Origin of the sequence: Mycobacterium sp. Root265 (assembly GCF_001428895.1) — a bacterium.
GTDB lineage: Bacteria > Actinomycetota > Actinomycetes > Mycobacteriales > Mycobacteriaceae > Mycobacterium.
On the sequence record NZ_LMJA01000012.1, the window covers coordinates 276,904 to 292,129 of the forward strand.

14 protein-coding genes are annotated in these 15,226 nt (G+C 68.3%); 12 read left to right on the plus strand and 2 right to left on the minus strand.

Annotated features, from left to right (window positions below; genetic code table 11):
- Nucleotides 1–54: 54 nt before the first annotated feature.
- Genes ASE48_RS13425 through ASE48_RS13465 form a run of 9 tightly spaced genes read left to right on the plus strand, consistent with a single transcriptional unit; the run spans nucleotide 55 to nucleotide 11,107 of the window.
- Nucleotides 55–2,436, plus strand: a complete 2,382-nt coding sequence (locus ASE48_RS13425; protein WP_057167592.1) for an NADH-quinone oxidoreductase subunit G — start codon at nucleotides 55–57, stop codon at nucleotides 2,434–2,436.
- Nucleotides 2,437–2,465: 29 nt separating this feature from the next.
- A complete protein-coding gene (gene nuoH, locus ASE48_RS13430) occupies nucleotides 2,466–3,731 on the plus strand; it encodes an NADH-quinone oxidoreductase subunit NuoH (protein ID WP_057167593.1) in 1,266 nt (421 codons plus the stop codon).
- Nucleotides 3,715–4,251 carry an NADH-quinone oxidoreductase subunit NuoI gene (gene nuoI, locus ASE48_RS13435; protein ID WP_057167594.1) on the plus strand — a complete coding sequence of 179 codons (537 nt, stop codon included), beginning with the start codon at nucleotides 3,715–3,717 and terminating at the stop codon, nucleotides 4,249–4,251. Before nuoH ends, nuoI begins: the two co-directional genes overlap by 17 nt.
- The gene (locus ASE48_RS13440) at nucleotides 4,251–5,015 is read left to right on the plus strand and encodes an NADH-quinone oxidoreductase subunit J (protein ID WP_057167595.1); all 765 of its coding nucleotides are present in this window, start codon (nucleotides 4,251–4,253) and stop codon (nucleotides 5,013–5,015) included. Before nuoI ends, ASE48_RS13440 begins: the two co-directional genes overlap by 1 nt.
- The gene (nuoK, locus tag ASE48_RS13445; protein WP_057167596.1) at nucleotides 5,012–5,311 is read left to right on the plus strand and encodes an NADH-quinone oxidoreductase subunit NuoK; all 300 of its coding nucleotides are present in this window, start codon (nucleotides 5,012–5,014) and stop codon (nucleotides 5,309–5,311) included. The genes ASE48_RS13440 and nuoK overlap by 4 nt, the downstream gene beginning before the upstream one ends.
- Nucleotides 5,311–7,191: an NADH-quinone oxidoreductase subunit L gene (gene nuoL / locus ASE48_RS13450; protein ID WP_057167597.1), complete on the plus strand. Its 1,881-nt coding sequence runs from the start codon at nucleotides 5,311–5,313 to the stop codon at nucleotides 7,189–7,191. The genes nuoK and nuoL overlap by 1 nt, the downstream gene beginning before the upstream one ends.
- A complete protein-coding gene (locus tag ASE48_RS13455; protein ID WP_082614157.1) occupies nucleotides 7,188–8,774 on the plus strand; it encodes an NADH-quinone oxidoreductase subunit M in 1,587 nt (528 codons plus the stop codon). The genes nuoL and ASE48_RS13455 overlap by 4 nt, the downstream gene beginning before the upstream one ends.
- A complete protein-coding gene (gene nuoN / locus ASE48_RS13460) occupies nucleotides 8,771–10,333 on the plus strand; it encodes an NADH-quinone oxidoreductase subunit NuoN (protein ID WP_057167598.1) in 1,563 nt (520 codons plus the stop codon). The genes ASE48_RS13455 and nuoN overlap by 4 nt, the downstream gene beginning before the upstream one ends.
- A gap of 9 nt (nucleotides 10,334–10,342) precedes the next feature.
- Nucleotides 10,343–11,107 carry an enoyl-CoA hydratase gene (locus tag ASE48_RS13465; protein WP_057167599.1) on the plus strand — a complete coding sequence of 255 codons (765 nt, stop codon included), beginning with the start codon at nucleotides 10,343–10,345 and terminating at the stop codon, nucleotides 11,105–11,107.
- 73 nt (nucleotides 11,108–11,180) lie between these two features.
- On the opposite strand, the gene ASE48_RS13470 is transcribed toward ASE48_RS13465, so the two are convergent.
- On the minus strand, nucleotides 11,181–11,777 hold the full coding sequence (locus ASE48_RS13470) for a TetR/AcrR family transcriptional regulator (RefSeq protein WP_057167600.1): 597 nt from the start codon (nucleotides 11,775–11,777) through the stop codon (nucleotides 11,181–11,183).
- 43 nt (nucleotides 11,778–11,820) lie between these two features.
- On the opposite strand from ASE48_RS13470, the gene ASE48_RS13475 reads away from it, so the two are divergent.
- Nucleotides 11,821–12,951 (plus strand): phosphotransferase family protein, encoded by a 1,131-nt coding sequence (locus tag ASE48_RS13475; protein WP_057167601.1) that lies wholly within the window; start codon nucleotides 11,821–11,823, stop codon nucleotides 12,949–12,951.
- Between the two features lie 12 nt (nucleotides 12,952–12,963).
- Nucleotides 12,964–14,067 (plus strand): hypothetical protein, encoded by a 1,104-nt coding sequence (locus tag ASE48_RS13480; protein WP_200962150.1) that lies wholly within the window; start codon nucleotides 12,964–12,966, stop codon nucleotides 14,065–14,067.
- Nucleotides 14,068–14,070: 3 nt separating this feature from the next.
- Here ASE48_RS13480 and ASE48_RS13485 read toward each other — a convergent pair whose 3' ends face one another.
- Entirely contained in the window at nucleotides 14,071–14,436 is a 366-nt protein-coding gene (locus tag ASE48_RS13485; protein ID WP_235571140.1) for a DUF4345 domain-containing protein, read from the minus strand.
- Between the two features lie 34 nt (nucleotides 14,437–14,470).
- Here ASE48_RS13485 and ASE48_RS13490 point away from each other — a divergent pair, with 34 nt between their 5' ends.
- Complete coding sequence (locus ASE48_RS13490) at nucleotides 14,471–15,226, plus strand: helix-turn-helix domain-containing protein (protein ID WP_057167604.1); 756 nt, start codon at nucleotides 14,471–14,473, stop codon at nucleotides 15,224–15,226.

Below are 15,226 nucleotides of genomic sequence, written 5' to 3' on the forward strand. Positions count from 1 at the left end.
GGGGGCACCTCCCGCTTGCGGGGGACTGCTCGCGCGAGAAACGGGGGTACGCGCATGACGATCGCCGATCCGGCCAAGGAGACCACCCCCGTCGAGATGGTGGAGTTGTCCATCGACGGGCACCAGGTCAGCGTGCCGAAAGGCACCCTGCTGATCCGCGCGGCCGAACTGATGGGCATCCAGATCCCCCGGTTCTGCGACCACCCGCTGCTCGACCCGGTCGGCGCCTGCCGACAGTGCCTCGTCGAGGTCGAGGGGCAACGCAAGCCGCTGGCGTCGTGCACCGCCGCGGTCACCCCGGACATGGTGGTGCGCACCCAGCTGACCTCCGAGATCGCCGACAAGGCCCAGCACGGTGTGATGGAACTTCTGTTGATCAACCATCCCCTGGACTGCCCGGTCTGCGACAAGGGCGGCGAATGCCCGCTGCAGAACCAGGCGATGTCCAACGGCCGCAGCGACTCCCGCTTCACCGACGTCAAGCGCACCTTCCCCAAGCCGATCAACCTGTCCGCCCAGGTGCTGCTCGACCGCGAACGCTGCGTGCTGTGCGCGCGGTGCACCCGGTTCTCCAACCAGATCGCCGGCGACCCGTTCATCGAACTGCTGGAACGTGGCGCGCTGCAACAGGTCGGCATCGCCTCCGGGGAGGCGTTCGACTCCTACTTCTCCGGCAACACCGTGCAGATCTGCCCGGTCGGTGCCCTCACCGGGACCGCCTACCGCTTCCGGGCGCGGCCCTTCGACCTGGTGTCCTCACCGAGTGTGTGCGAACACTGCGCGTCGGGCTGCGCGCAACGCACCGACCACCGCCGCGGAAAGGTGTTGCGGCGACTGGCCGGAGACGACCCCGAGGTCAACGAGGAATGGAACTGCGACAAGGGCCGCTGGGCCTTCACCTATGGCCGCCGAGGTGACCGCATCACGACTCCCCTGGTCCGCGACCCCGATGGCAGCCAGCGACCGGCGTCCTGGTCGGAGGCGGTGGCGATCGCGGTACGCGGCCTGACCGCCGCGGCCGGACGGGCCGGTGTCCTGGTCGGCGGCCGCGCCACCATGGAGGACGCCTACGGTTACGCCAAGTTCGCGCGGATCATGCTGCACACCAACGACATCGACTTCCGCAGCAGGGCCCATTCGGCGGAGGAGGCCCAGTTCCTGGCACACGCCGTCGCCGGATTGCCGCACTCGGTCAGCTACGCCGACATCGAGTCCGCGCCCGCCGTGCTGCTGGCCGGTTTCGAACCCGAAGAGGAATCACCGATCGTTTTCCTGCGGCTGCGCAAGGCCTTCCGCAAACGCGGTCTGCCGGTGCTGTCGGTGGGTCCGTTCGCGACCCGGGGGCTGGACAAGATGGGCGGCCGGCACATTCCGGCCGCGCCGGGCGGTGAGGCCGCCGCGCTGGACGGCCTGAAGGACGACCTGCCGCCCGACGCGCTCATCCTCGTCGGTGAACGCCTGGCCGGCTCCCCCGGTGCCTTCTCCGCGGCGATCCGGCTGGCCGCGGCGACGGGAGCCAGACTGGGCTGGATACCGCGCCGGGCCGGTGAGCGCGGCGCGTTGGAAGCCGGTGCCGCACCGCATCTGCTGCCCGGCGGCCGCCCCGTCGAGGATGCCGCTGCCCGCGGTGAGGTGGCGCGCGCCTGGAACGTGGAAGAACTGCCCGCCCGGCCCGGCCGCGACGCCGGCGCGATCCTGGCCGCGGCCGCCGCCGGCGATATCCAGGCACTGCTCGTCGGTGGCGTCGAGGTCGACGATCTGCCCGACCCCGAAGCGGCCGTTGCCGCGCTGGAGGCAGCACCGTTCGTCGTCAGCCTGGAGTTACGGCACAGCGCCGTCACCGAGCGCGCCGACGTGGTGTTCCCGGTCGCGCCGGTCGCCGAGAAGGCGGGCACCTTTGTGAACTGGGAGGGCCGCCATCGTCCGTTCGGCGCCGCGCTGCCGCCGGTCGCCACCGCCGATATGCGGGTGCTGGCCGCCCTGGCCGATGAGGTCGGGGTGGATCTGCGGCTGACCGACGCGGCCACCGTGCGCGCCGATATCGAACGGCTCGGCAGCTGGCAGGGCCCGCGCCCCGCCGCGCCGACCGTGCCGACCGTGCCGGCGGCCGAGCCGCCGCAAGCCGGGCCCGGTGAGGCCGTGCTGACCGGCTGGCGGATGCTGCTCGACGACGGACGACTGCAGGACGGGGAACCGCACCTGGCCGGCACCGCGCGTCCCGCGGTGGTCCGGCTGTCCGAGGCGACGGTCTCCGAGATCGGTTGCGCCGACGGTGCTGCGGTGCGCGTCAGCACCGACCGCGGTGAGCTGAGCCTGCCGGTGGCGGTGACCGAGATGCCCGACCGGGTGGTGTGGGTGCCGCTGAATTCCGCCGGGTCGGTGTACCGGATCCTGGGCGCAACGAGCGGCGACACGGTCCGGATCGAGCCGGTATGACGCAGGCGAGAAGCGAAGCGGGATCGCCCATGAACATGCCGGATCTCAGCTCATTCGGCCACGACCCGTGGTGGCTGATGCTCGTCAAGTGTCTGCTGATCTTCGTGTTCCTGCTGCTCACCGTGCTGGTGGCCATCCTCGCCGAACGAAAGATCCTGGGCCGCATGCAGATGCGGTTCGGCCCCAACCGGGTCGGCCCGTTCGGGTTGTTGCAGAGCCTGGCCGACGGCGTCAAACTCGCGCTCAAAGAGGGCCTCATCCCGACCGGTGTCGACAAACCGATCTATCTGATGGCGCCGGTGATCGCCGTCATCCCGGCGATCATGGCGTTCGCCGTCATCCCGATGGGCGGGCTGGTGTCGGTCTTCGGCCACACCACCGCACTGCAACTCACCGACCTGCCGGTCGCCGTGCTCTACGTGCTGGCGGTCACCTCGGTCGGGGTGTACGGAATCGTGTTGGCGGGGTGGGCATCCGGATCGACCTACCCACTGCTGGGCGGTCTGCGCTCCAGCGCCCAGGTGGTCTCCTACGAGATCGCGATGGCGCTGTCCTTCGTCGCCGTGTTCCTCTACGCCGGCACCATGTCCACCTCCGGCATCGTCGCCGCCCAGCACAGCACCTGGTTCGTGTTCCTGCTGCTGCCCTCGTTCCTGGTGTACGTGACCTCCATGGTCGGCGAAACCAACCGGGCACCGTTCGACCTGCCGGAGGCCGAGGGCGAACTCGTCGGCGGATTCCACACCGAATACTCCTCGCTGAAGTTCGCGATGTTCATGCTCGCCGAGTACGTCAACATGACGACGGTGTCGGCCCTGGCCACCACGATGTTCCTCGGCGGCTGGCAGGCCCCGTTCCCGTTCAACATGATCGACGGCGCCAACTCGGGATGGTGGCCGCTGCTGTGGTTCGTCGGGAAGGTGTGGGCCTTCCTCTTCCTGTTCATGTGGCTGCGCGCCACCCTGCCCCGGCTGCGCTACGACCAGTTCATGGCGCTGGGCTGGAAGCTGCTCATCCCGGTGTCGCTCGGCTGGATCGTCGTCGTCGCCATCACCCGGACGCTGCGCGGGCAGGGCTCGCCGATCTGGGTGGCCATGGTGATCAGTCTCGGCGCCGTGGTCGCGGTGGTGCTGATCCTGATGATCCGCCGTTCGTTGCGACGCAACGCCATCCCGACCTTCAGCCTGCCCACGGATCCGGGCGCGGTCAGCGTCTACCCGATCCCGCCGATACCGAATATTCCGCGTCCGCTGCGCGAGGAACCGAAGGAGCATCAAGATGTCCAAAACCGGTGATGCGCTGGCGGGGTTCGGCGTCACGTTCAAGGCAATGTTCAAGAAGCCGATCACCGAGCAGTACCCCGAGGAGCCCGGCCCCGTCGCGGCGCGCTACCACGGCAGACATCAGCTCAACCGGTATGCCGACGGGCTGGAGAAGTGCATCGGCTGCGAGCTGTGCGCCTGGGCCTGCCCCGCGGACGCCATCTTCGTCGAAGGTGCGGACAACACCGAGCAGCAACGGTTCTCACCGGGCGAGCGCTACGGGCAGGTGTACCAGATCAACTATCTGCGCTGCATCGGCTGCGGGCTGTGCATCGAGGCCTGCCCGACCCGGGCGCTCACCATGACCAACGACTACGAGATGGCCGATGACAACCGGGCGGACCTCATCTACGGCAAGGACAAGTTGCTCGCCCCACTGGCCGCCGACATGACCCCGCCCCCGCACGCGATGGCGCCGGGCAGCACCGATGAGGACTACTACCGCGGCAACATCAACGCCATCGGACTGATCCAGCAGCCGGAGACGGCCTGATGACCCTGGACGTGCTGGCGGCCGCGATCGACGGCGAGGTACTGACCCGCACCTCGACCACCGAGGCGCTGCTGTTCTGGATCCTGGGCGCGGTGATCGTGGGCAGCGCCCTCGGCGTGGTCACGGCGACCAAGGCGGTCTACTCGGCGATCTTCCTGGCCATCACGATGATCAACCTGGCGGTGCTCTACATCGCCCAGGACGCGGTGTTCCTGGGTGTGGTGCAGGTCGTCGTCTACACCGGTGCGGTGATGATGCTGTTCCTGTTCGTGCTGATGCTCATCGGCGTCGACTCCTCGGAGTCACTGGTGGAAACGATCCGCGGTCAACGGATCTCGGCGATCGTGGTGGGTGTCGGGTTCGGGGTTCTGCTGATCGGCGCGATCGGCAATGCCTCGGTCACCGGATTCGCCGGCCTCGACCAGGCCAACGGAGGCGGCAACGTCGAGGGCCTGGCGGTGCTGATCTTCACCCGTTACGTGTGGGCGTTCGAGTTGACCAGCGCGCTGCTGATCACCGCGACGCTGGGCGCGATGGTGCTGGCCCACCGGGAGCGCTTCGACCGCCGCAAGACCCAGCGCGAGATGGCCGCCGAACGTTTCGCCCCCGGCGGGCATCCGACCCCGATGCCCAATCCCGGTGTGTACGCCCGGCACAACGCGGTCGACGTGCCTGCACGGCTGCCCGACGGGACCGGCGCACGCACCTCGGTCAGCTCGGTGCTGGTGCCCCGCGGCCGCGTGAGAACCGAGGATGACGAATGAACCCGGCGAACTACCTGTTCCTGTCGGCCCTGCTGTTCACCATCGGGGCGGCCGGAGTGCTGCTGCGCCGCAACGCCATCATCATGTTCATGTGCGTCGAGCTGATGCTCAACGCCGCGAACCTGGCGTTCGTGACGTTCTCCCGCATGCACGGTCACCTCGACGGCCAGGTGGTCGCCTTCTTCACCATGGTGGTGGCCGCCTGTGAGGTGGTGGTCGGGCTGGCCATCATCATGGCGATCTTCCGGGCGCGCCGGTCGGCGTCGGTGGACGGCGCCAGTCTGCTGAGGCATTAGTGGGCAACCTCAGTTGGTTACTGATCGCCCTGCCACTGGCCGGGGCGGCGCTGCTACTGCTCGGCGGCCGGGCCACCGATGCGTGGGGGCACCTGCTCGGGCTGGCCGCCGCCGCAGCGTCCTTCGTGGTCGCGGTGGTGCTGTTCACCCAGCTGCTGGGCCGCCCCGCCGAGGACCGGACGCTGCACCAGACGCTGTTCTCCTGGGTGCCTGCCGGTGAGTTGCGGGTCGACTTCGGGTTACAGGTCGACCAGCTGTCCATCTGCTTCGTGCTGCTGATCACCGGCGTCGGATCGCTGATCCACCTGTACTCGATCGGCTACATGGCCCACGACGCCGAGCGCCGACGATTCTTCGCCTACCTGAACCTGTTCCTGGCGGCCATGCTGCTGCTCGTGCTGGCCGACAATTACCTGGGCCTGTACATGGGCTGGGAGGGCGTCGGCCTGGCGTCCTATCTGCTCATCGGGTTCTGGTCGCACAAACCGAGCGCGGCCACCGCGGCCAAGAAGGCGTTCGTGGTCAACCGGGTCGGCGATATCGGGTTGGCGGTCGCCCTGATGGTGATGTTCGCCGCCACCGGAACCGTCTCGTATACCGGCGTATTCGCGGCCGCCCCGGAGCTGTCCGGCGGGACACTGAACGCCATCGGGTTGCTGTTGCTACTGGCCGCATGCGGTAAGTCCGCGCAGGTGCCGCTGCAGTCCTGGCTGGGCGACGCCATGGAGGGCCCGACGCCGGTCTCCGCGCTGATCCACGCGGCCACCATGGTCACCGCCGGCGTGTACCTCATCGTGCGGTCCGGGCCGCTGTTCAACCTGGCGCCCGAAGCGCAGACCGCAGTCGCCGTCGTCGGCGCCGTCACCCTGCTGTTCGGTGCGGTCATCGGCTGCGCCAAGGACGACATCAAGAAGGCCCTCGCCGCGTCGACGATGAGCCAGATCGGCTACATGGTGCTCGCCGCCGGGCTGGGACCCGCCGGGTACGCCATCGCGATCATGCACCTGCTCACCCACGGCTTCTTCAAGGCCGGGCTGTTCCTGGGCGCCGGCTCGGTGATGCACGGGATGAACGACGAAACCGACATGCGCCGCTACGGCGGGCTGCGGTCGGTCATGCCGATCACCTTCGTGACCTTCGGCCTCGGCTATCTCGCGATCATCGGGGTGCCGCCGTTCTCCGGCTTCTTCTCCAAGGACGCGATCATCGAAACCGCCTTCGCCGCAGGCGGAGTCAAGGGTCTGCTGTTGGGCGGTGCGACCCTGCTCGGTGCGGGGATCACCGCGTTCTACATGACGCGGGTGATGCTCTTGACGTTCTTTGGTGAGCGCCGTTGGAAACCGAACACGCACCCACACGAATCCCCCGCGGTCATGACCGCCCCGATGGTGGTGCTGGCCGTCGGATCTGTCGGGGCCGGCGCGCTGCTGGCCGTCGGTGGCACGCTGGCGCACTGGCTGGAACCGGTGGTCGGCGCCCACGAGGCCCACCACGTCGTCCCGGTCTGGGTGATGACCACCATCACCCTGTCGGTGGTCGCGATCGGCATCGGCGTCGCCTACCGCATGTACGCCACCCGGCCCGTCCCCGAGATCGCGCCGGCCGGGTCCGCGCTAACCTCGGCCGCCCGCCGCGACCTCTACGGCGACGCCTTCAACGAACGGGTGTTGATGCGTCCCGGCGCGCAGTTCACCGCGGGGTTGGTCGAACTCGACGATGACGCGGTCGAGGGCGTGACGCGGGGACTGGCCTCCGGTGTGGCGGGTGCCTCGCAGCGGATGCGGCAGTGGCAGAACGGGTTCGCCCGGTCCTATGCGTTGTCCATGCTGGCCGGCACCGTCCTGGTCATCGGCGCGATTCTGGTGGTGAGGGTCTGGTGAACGGGATCGGCGTGCTGACCGCGCTGTGGGTGGTGCCGATGGTCGGTGCCGTGGCGGTGATCCTGCTGCCGTCCAAAGCTCTCGCCAAATATGCGGCGCTGGGGGTCTCGCTGCTGGTTCTCGTGCTGGCCGCCGTGCTGGCCGTCCAGTTCGATCCGGCCGGGGCGCAGTTCCAGTTCGTCGAGGACTATCCGTGGATCCCGACCTTCGGCACCGGTTACATCCTGGGCCTGGACGGAATCGCGCTGGCGTTGGTGGTGCTGACGGCGGTGCTGGTGCCGCTGCTGATCGTGGCCGGCTGGAACGACGCCGAGGCGAGCGCAGCGACGGGAAACCGGTTCGGTGACAGCAGCTTCGGCAACCGGTCCACACAGAGCTACCTGGCGCTGACGCTGGCCGTCGAGGCCATGGTGCTGATCTCACTGATGGCGCTCGACGTGCTGCTGTTCTACGTGTTCTTCGAGGCGATGCTCATCCCGATGTACTTCCTCATCGGCGGGTTCGGTGGCGCCGGACGGTCCAAGGCGGCGGTGAAGTTCCTGCTGTACAACCTGTTCGGCGGGCTCATCATGCTGGCCGCCGTCATCGGCCTCTACGTGGTGACCGCGAGCAGCGACGCCTTCGATTCGGGCACCTTCGACTTCCGGGCCATCGCCGCGGCCGTCGCCAACGGCGAACTGAACATCGACCCGGCGCTGCTGAACGCGCTGTTCCTCGGTTTCATGTTCGCGTTCGCGGTGAAGGCGCCGCTGTGGCCGTTCCACCGCTGGCTGCCCGATGCCGCGGTCGAATCCACCCCGGCGACCGCGGTGTTGATGATGGCCGTCGTCGACAAGGTCGGCACCTTCGGGATGCTGCGCTACTGCCTGCAACTGTTTCCCGACGCCGCGAAATACTTCCAGCCGCTGATCATCACGCTGGCCGTCATCGGGATCGTCTACGGCGCGGTCGTCGCGATCGGCCAGACCGATGTGATGCGGCTGATCGCCTACACCTCGATATCGCATTTCGGTTTCATCATCCTGGGCATCTTCGCGATGACCAGCCAGGGCCAGGCCGGCTCGACGCTGTACATGGTGAACCACGGCATCTCCACCGCCGCGCTGTTCCTGATCGCCGGATTCCTGGTGTCGCGCAGAGGTACCCGGCTCATCGCCGACTTCGGCGGCGTGCAGCGGGTCGCCCCGGTGCTGGCGGGCACCTTCCTGGTCGCCGGCCTGGCCACCCTGTCGCTGCCCGGGCTGGCGCCGTTCATCAGCGAATTCCTGGTCCTGATCGGTACGTTCACCCGGTTCCCGGTGCTCGCGGTGGTCGCGGCCAGCGCACTCGTGCTGTCGGCGATCTACATCCTGTGGGCCTATCAGCGGATGATGACCGGACCGGTCACCGCCGGCAACGAATCGGTCCGGGACCTGATACCGCGGGAACTGATCGTGGTGGCCCCGCTGATCGCCCTGCTGCTGGTGCTCGGGGTGTATCCCAAACCGGCGCTCGATGTCATCAATCCGGCCGTCACGCACACGCTGACCACCATCGACGTCCAGGACCCGGTACCCGCCACGGCGGAAGGACCGGCGAAATGACCATCGAGGCACCGTCCATCGAATACGGCCAGCTCTCACCGTTTCTCATCGTGCTGGGCGTCGCCGTCCTCGGCGTGCTCGTGGAGGCGTTCCTGCCGCGCCGCGCCCGCTACGCCACCCAACTGGCACTGGCCCTGGGCGGTCAGCTGGCCGCGCTGGGCGCCGTCGTCTGGGTGCACACCGAACTCGGCGACTCGCCAGGCAATACCGCGGCGGTGGGCTCCCTCGTCGTCGACCGGCCCGCCTTGTTCCTGCAGGGGCTGCTGCTGCTGATCGGGCTCCTCGGTGTGTTGCTGATCGCCGAGCGGCGGATCGGCGCCGGCGGTGAGGCCGGGCTGGACGCGTTCACCCCGCAGGCCGCCGCGGTGCCGGGCAGTCTGGCCGAGAAGGTGGCCGTCAAAGCCGTTGTCGCGCAGACCGAAATCTTCCCGCTGACGATGTTCGCTCTCGGCGGCATGATGCTGTTCCCGGCCGCCGACGATCTGCTGACCATGTTCGTCGCCCTGGAGGTGCTCTCGCTGCCGCTGTACCTGATGTGCGGTCTGGCCCGACGGCGCCGGCTGGTGTCGCAGGAAGCCGCACTCAAGTACTTCCTGCTCGGTGCGTTCTCCTCGGCGTTCTTCCTGTACGGAATAGCGATGCTGTACGGGTATTCCGGCGGCTTCGGTCTCGATGACATCGCCACCGCCGTGCAGGCCGACCGGGACAACACCACCCTGGCGCTGGTCGGGGTGGGGCTCGTCGCCGTCGGCATCCTGTTCAAAGTCGGTGCGGTGCCGTTCCATTCCTGGATCCCCGACGTCTATCAGGGCGCCCCCACCCCGGTCACCGCGTTCATGGCGGCCGCCACCAAGATCGCCGCGTTCGGCGCCATGCTGCGCATCTTCTATGTCGCGCTGCCCGGACTCGCCGATGACTGGCAGCCGATGCTGTGGGTGATCGCGATCGTCACCATGGTGGTCGGCACCATCACCGCGGTGTCCCAGAGCGATGTCAAACGGATGCTGGCCTATTCGGCGGTGGCACACACCGGGTTCATCCTCACCGGCGTCATCGCGCTGAACGGCGCCGGGGTCGCGGCGACGCTGTTCTACCTGTTCGCCTACGGCTTCAGCACCCTGGGTGCCTTCGCGCTGGCCGGTCTGGTGCGCAGCGCCGACGGCGAGGAGGAAACCACGCTGACCCGGTGGGCCGGCCTGGGCCGGCGCTATCCGGTGGTGGGCGTGGTGTTTTCGCTGTACCTGCTGGCCTTCGCCGGTATCCCGCTGACCAGTGGCTTCGTCAGCAAGTTCGCGGTGTTCAAGGCGGCCGCCGAGGGCGGAGCGGGACCGCTGGTGGTCATCGGCGTCATCGCCAGCGCGGTGGCCGCGTATTTCTATGTGCGGGTGATCGTGCTGATGTTCTTCACCGACCCGCCCGAGGATGCCCCCGTTGTCGTGGTGCCCAGCCTGCTCACCACGGGTGCGGTCACCGTCACCGCCGCCGTCACGTTCGCGCTCGGCGCGCTGCCACAACCGCTGCTGGATCTGGTGAACCAGGCGCAAAAGTTCGTGGGTTAGGTTCGGACGATGAGCGATGTTCTTACCGCCGACCATGGTGCCGTGCGGGTACTGACCCTGAACCGTCCGCAAGCCCGCAACGCGCTGAGCCACGATCTGATCCGGGCGCTGTACGCGGCGTTGAAGGCGGCCGACGCCGACGAGGCGGTGCTCGCGGTCGTGCTCACCGGCACCGATCCGGCGTTCTGCGCCGGCGTCGACCTCAAGGAAGCGGCCCGCGACGGGCTGAAGTACTTCGAGGAGTTCCGCTCCCAAAGCTGCATCACCGCGGTCCGGGAGATGCGCACCCCGATCATCGGCGCCATCAACGGCGCCACCTTCACCGGCGGGCTGGAGATCGCGCTGGGCTGCGACTTCCTGGTCGCCTCCGAACGCGCGGTGTTCGCCGACACCCACGCCCGGGTGAACATCCTGCCCGGCGGCGGGATGACCGCGCGCCTGCCTCAGGTGGTCGGCCTGGCGATGGCCCGCCGGATGTCGATGACCGGTGAGGTCATCGACGCGGCCCGCGCCGAACGGATCGGCCTGGTCACCGAGGTCGTCGCGCACGATCGGTTACTGGAGCGCGCCCTGGAACTGGCCGCGGCCATTGCCGAGGTGCCGGGCCCGACGATGTTGGGGCTCAAGGAGATCTACACCGAGGGCGCGGCGGCGGTCATCGACCCGGCGCTGGCGGCCGAGGCGCGTATCGCCTTCGCCCAGCACCGCGAGTTCGGGGACCTCGGTGACCGGTTCCGCGCGGTGTCCGAGCGCAACAAGAGCCAGATCACCTAGTCGCCGAAACTGTATTCCGGCAGGCCTCCACTCGCACGTTCCCTTCTGGAACGCAGCTTCGGCGGAAAGCGACTCAGCGCACCACGCCGTGCACCAGGATCGCGGTGGTCTGGTCGACCCACTGCTCGTGCAGGTCCTGTCCGGGGGTCAGCAGCATCCGCAGCAGGGTGGCGCCACCGACCAGTTCGATGAGCCGATCCGGGTCGACCTCCGGCTTCACCTCGCCGCGCTCCACGGCGCGCTCCAGCCGTAGCCGCACCACCTCGAACAACCCGGTGAACCGGCCCATCACCCGGTCGTTGAGGTCGGGGTCGGCGGCCATGTCGGCGATCACCCCGGGCAGCGCCGCCCGCACCACCGGGCTGGTGAACACCGCACCGGCGGCCGCGATCATCTCCCGCACATCGGTGGCGATATCGCCCTCGGGCAGGCCCAGCGCGGTGGGGGCGGTGGGAAACGCCGCCTCGTGCACCAGCTCCGCTTTGCTGGACCAGCGGCGGTACAGCGCGGTCTTCGTGGTGCCGGCCCGCTCGGCCACCGCGGCCATGGTCAGATTCGAATATCCGATCTGCACAAGAAGATCCGATGTCGCCGCGAGGATGGCAGCATCGATGCGAGGGTCCCGGGGACGTCCGGCGCCCTTGTCAACCGGTGGTATCTCTGCTTTCATAACGCTACCCACCGTATCGTAATTCGGGCCGGAAGGAACAACCGTGGCCAACGAACCGGCTGTCGAGGACGTCAGCCGCCTCCAGCATTCCAGCCGCGACACCCTCGCTCTACCCGAGCAGCTGTCGCGGTGGCTGGCCTCGGTGCTGCCCGAACGGCAGGCGCCCGAGGTCACCATCGAGAACGGTGTCGATGCCAACGGCATGTCCTCGGAGACCATCCTGCTCACCGCGCGATGGGGCGACGACGAGCAGCGCCTGGTCGCCCGGGTGGCGCCCACCGCCACCGATGTGCCGGTGTTCTCCTCCTACCGGCTGGACCACCAGTTCGAGCTGATGCGCCTGGTCGACGAGCTCACCGAGGTGCCGGTGCCGCGGGTCCGCTGGATAGACACCACCGGCGACGTGCTGGGCACACCGTTCTTCCTGATGGACCGCGTCGACGGCGAGGTGCCGCCGGATGTGATGCCCTACACCTTCGGCGGGAACTGGTTCGCCGACGCCACACCCGAGCGCCAGCGCGACCTGCAGGACACCACGGTCGAGGTGCTGGCCAAGCTGCACGCCATTCCCGATGCAGCACAACAGTTTTCCTTTCTGGCCGAGGTCGACCCGCCCGGCGACACCCCGCTGCGCCGACATTTCGGCTGGCTCAAGGAATGGTACGAGTTCGCGGTGCCCGATATCGGCCGCTCACCGCTGGTCGAGCAGGCGCTGCAGTGGCTCGAAGAGCACTTCCCCACCGATGTCGCGGCGTCCACCCCGGTACTGACCTGGGGCGACTCCCGCGTCGGCAACGTGCTGTACCGGGACTTCCGGCCGGTCGCGGTGCTCGACTGGGAGATGGCGACGGTCGGCCCGCGCGAGCTGGACGTCTCGTGGATCATCTTCGCCCACATGGTGTTCCAGGAGCTCGCCGGTCTGGCCGGGCTGCCCGGCCTGCCGGACGTGTTGCGCGAAGAGGATGTGCGCGCCACCTATGAACGACTGACCGGTGCCACCCTGGGCGATCTGCACTGGTTCTACATCTACTCAGCGGTGATCTGGTGCTGCGTGTTCATGCGCACCACCGCCCGCCGCGTGCACTTCGGGGAAATGGAACAGCCCGAAGATGTCGAGACCACCTTCTACCACGCATCCCTGTTACGGCGGTTGCTGCAAGATGAGGAGTCATAAGTGCTCGGACCGATGGATGAGTTTCCGGTACACCAGGTTCCGCAGCCCATTGCGTGGCCGGGGTCCTCGGACCGGAACTTCTATGACCGTTCCTACTTCAATGCCCACGACCGCACCGGCGACATCTTCGTCATCACCGGGCTGGGCTACTACCCCAACCTCGGGGTGAAGGACGCCTTCCTGCTGGTACGCCGCGGAGACGTCCAGACCGCGGTGCACCTGTCCGATGCGCTCGATCAGGACCGGCTGAACCAGCACGTCAACGGCTACCGGATCGACGTCACCGATCCACTGCACAGTCTGCGGATCACCCTGGAGGAGACCGACGGTATCGCCGCCGACCTCACCTGGAACGGCCTGTTCGACGTGGTGCAGGAGCAGCGACACCTGATGCGCCAGGGCACCCGGGTCACCTTGGACGCTCAGCGTTTCGCCCAGTTGGGTTCGTGGAGCGGGCATCTGGAGATCGACGGGGAACGCATCGCGGTGGACCCGGCGACCTGGATCGGCTCCCGCGACCGGTCCTGGGGGATCCGCCCGATCGGCGAGGCCGAGCCGGCCGGACGTCCCGCCGATCCGCCGTTCGAGGGCATGTGGTGGCTCTACGTGCCGGTCGCCTTCGACGACTACTCGATCGTCATCATCATCCAGGAGGCCCCGGACGGGTTCCGCTCGCTCAACGACTGCACCCGGATCTTCAAGGACGGTCGCGTCGAACAGCTCGGCTGGCCGCGGGTGAAGATCCACTACCGCTCGGGAACCCGCATCCCCACCGGCGCCACCATCGACGCCACCGCGCCGGACGGCACCGCGCTGCGCTTCGACGTGGAATCCAAACTGCCGGTACCGATTCACGTCGGCGGCGGTTACGGCGGCGACTCGGACTGGATCCACGGCGTGTGGAAGGGCGAGAAGTTCACCGAGCGGCTCACCTACGACATGACCGACCCGGCAATCGTCGGCCGGTCAGGTTTCGGGGTCATCGACCATGTGGGCCGGGCGGTCTGCACCGAAGGCGACAAGGCCCCGGTCGAGGGCTGGGGTTTGTTCGAGCACGGCGCGCTGGGCCGGCACGACCCGTCCGGGTTCGCCGACTGGCTCACCGTCGCCCCCTGACGTCTAGGCCGCCCAGAACAGCGCGCCGGCAGCCACCGCTTCCACCAGGAAGTAGAACCAGTTGGGGTAGAACGCCGTCCGGTCACCCAGCACCGCGGACGCGACGCGGCCGAACGCCATCCCGGCCAGTGCCGTACCGACGGTGATCAGTACTCCGGTGCGCAGCTCCCCCGGCGTGGCCGCCGCATACCCGAGCACCGCGGCGATGGCCAACCCGAAACCGCCATACACCGCACGCACTTCCGCGCGCTGCACATCGGAGCCCAGCGCGAACCCGAACGGGCGCAGCATCGCCCCGGGCGCGGCCAGCGCGTACAGGCCCATGCCGAGAAAGAACACCCCGACGATGACGATCACTGCTGGGACCACGGTAACCTCCGGATCAGTTGACGAGGAGTCCAGCATGTCGCCCCGAACACCCGCTCCGCTTCCGCAAACCTGCTATCCGGCGGTGTGGTTGTGGCCGGGCCAGGCCCTCTACTCCGGCCCCGGCCTGGGCCTGGAGCCGCACTCCGGTGCGGTGTGGTGTCTGGCCGTCGGGGTGGACGGTCCCCTGACGGTGCGGGTCGGCGAGCAGCACATCGAAGCCCGCACGGCGCTGATCCCGCCGCGGTTGGTGCACCATCTGACGATCACGGGATCCTTGGTGTCCTGTTACCTCGATCCGGCTTCGCAGCGATCCGCCGCCTGCCGCGCGCAGTTCGATGAGTTCCGCGTGGGCATCGGCGTCCACCACGCCGCCGAGGCCGACCTGCTCACCCCACCCACCGGTGATGTCGAGGCGCTGCACTGGCTGGATATCGCTGCACCCTCCGATGTTCGGGTGATCGACCCACGAATCGAACTGGCCGCCAAGCAGATCCGCGACGACCCGGCGGCCGCGGTATCGGCTGCCGAGCTCGCCGCGTCGGTCGGGTTGTCCGAATCCCGTTTCCTACACCTGTTCCGTCAGGAGATCGGGTCCAGCCTGCGCCGCTACCGGCTGTGGAGCCGGCTGATGCGCGCCGGCACGCAGATCGCCGCCGGACAGAATCTCACCACCGCGGCGGTGGAGGCCGGGTTCGCCAGCCCGTCGCATCTGGCCGACCGGTTCAAGACGACGTTCGGTCTGTCCGCGACGCAGCTGCTGGCGACCGGCCTGACCATCCGGAACCCGTGA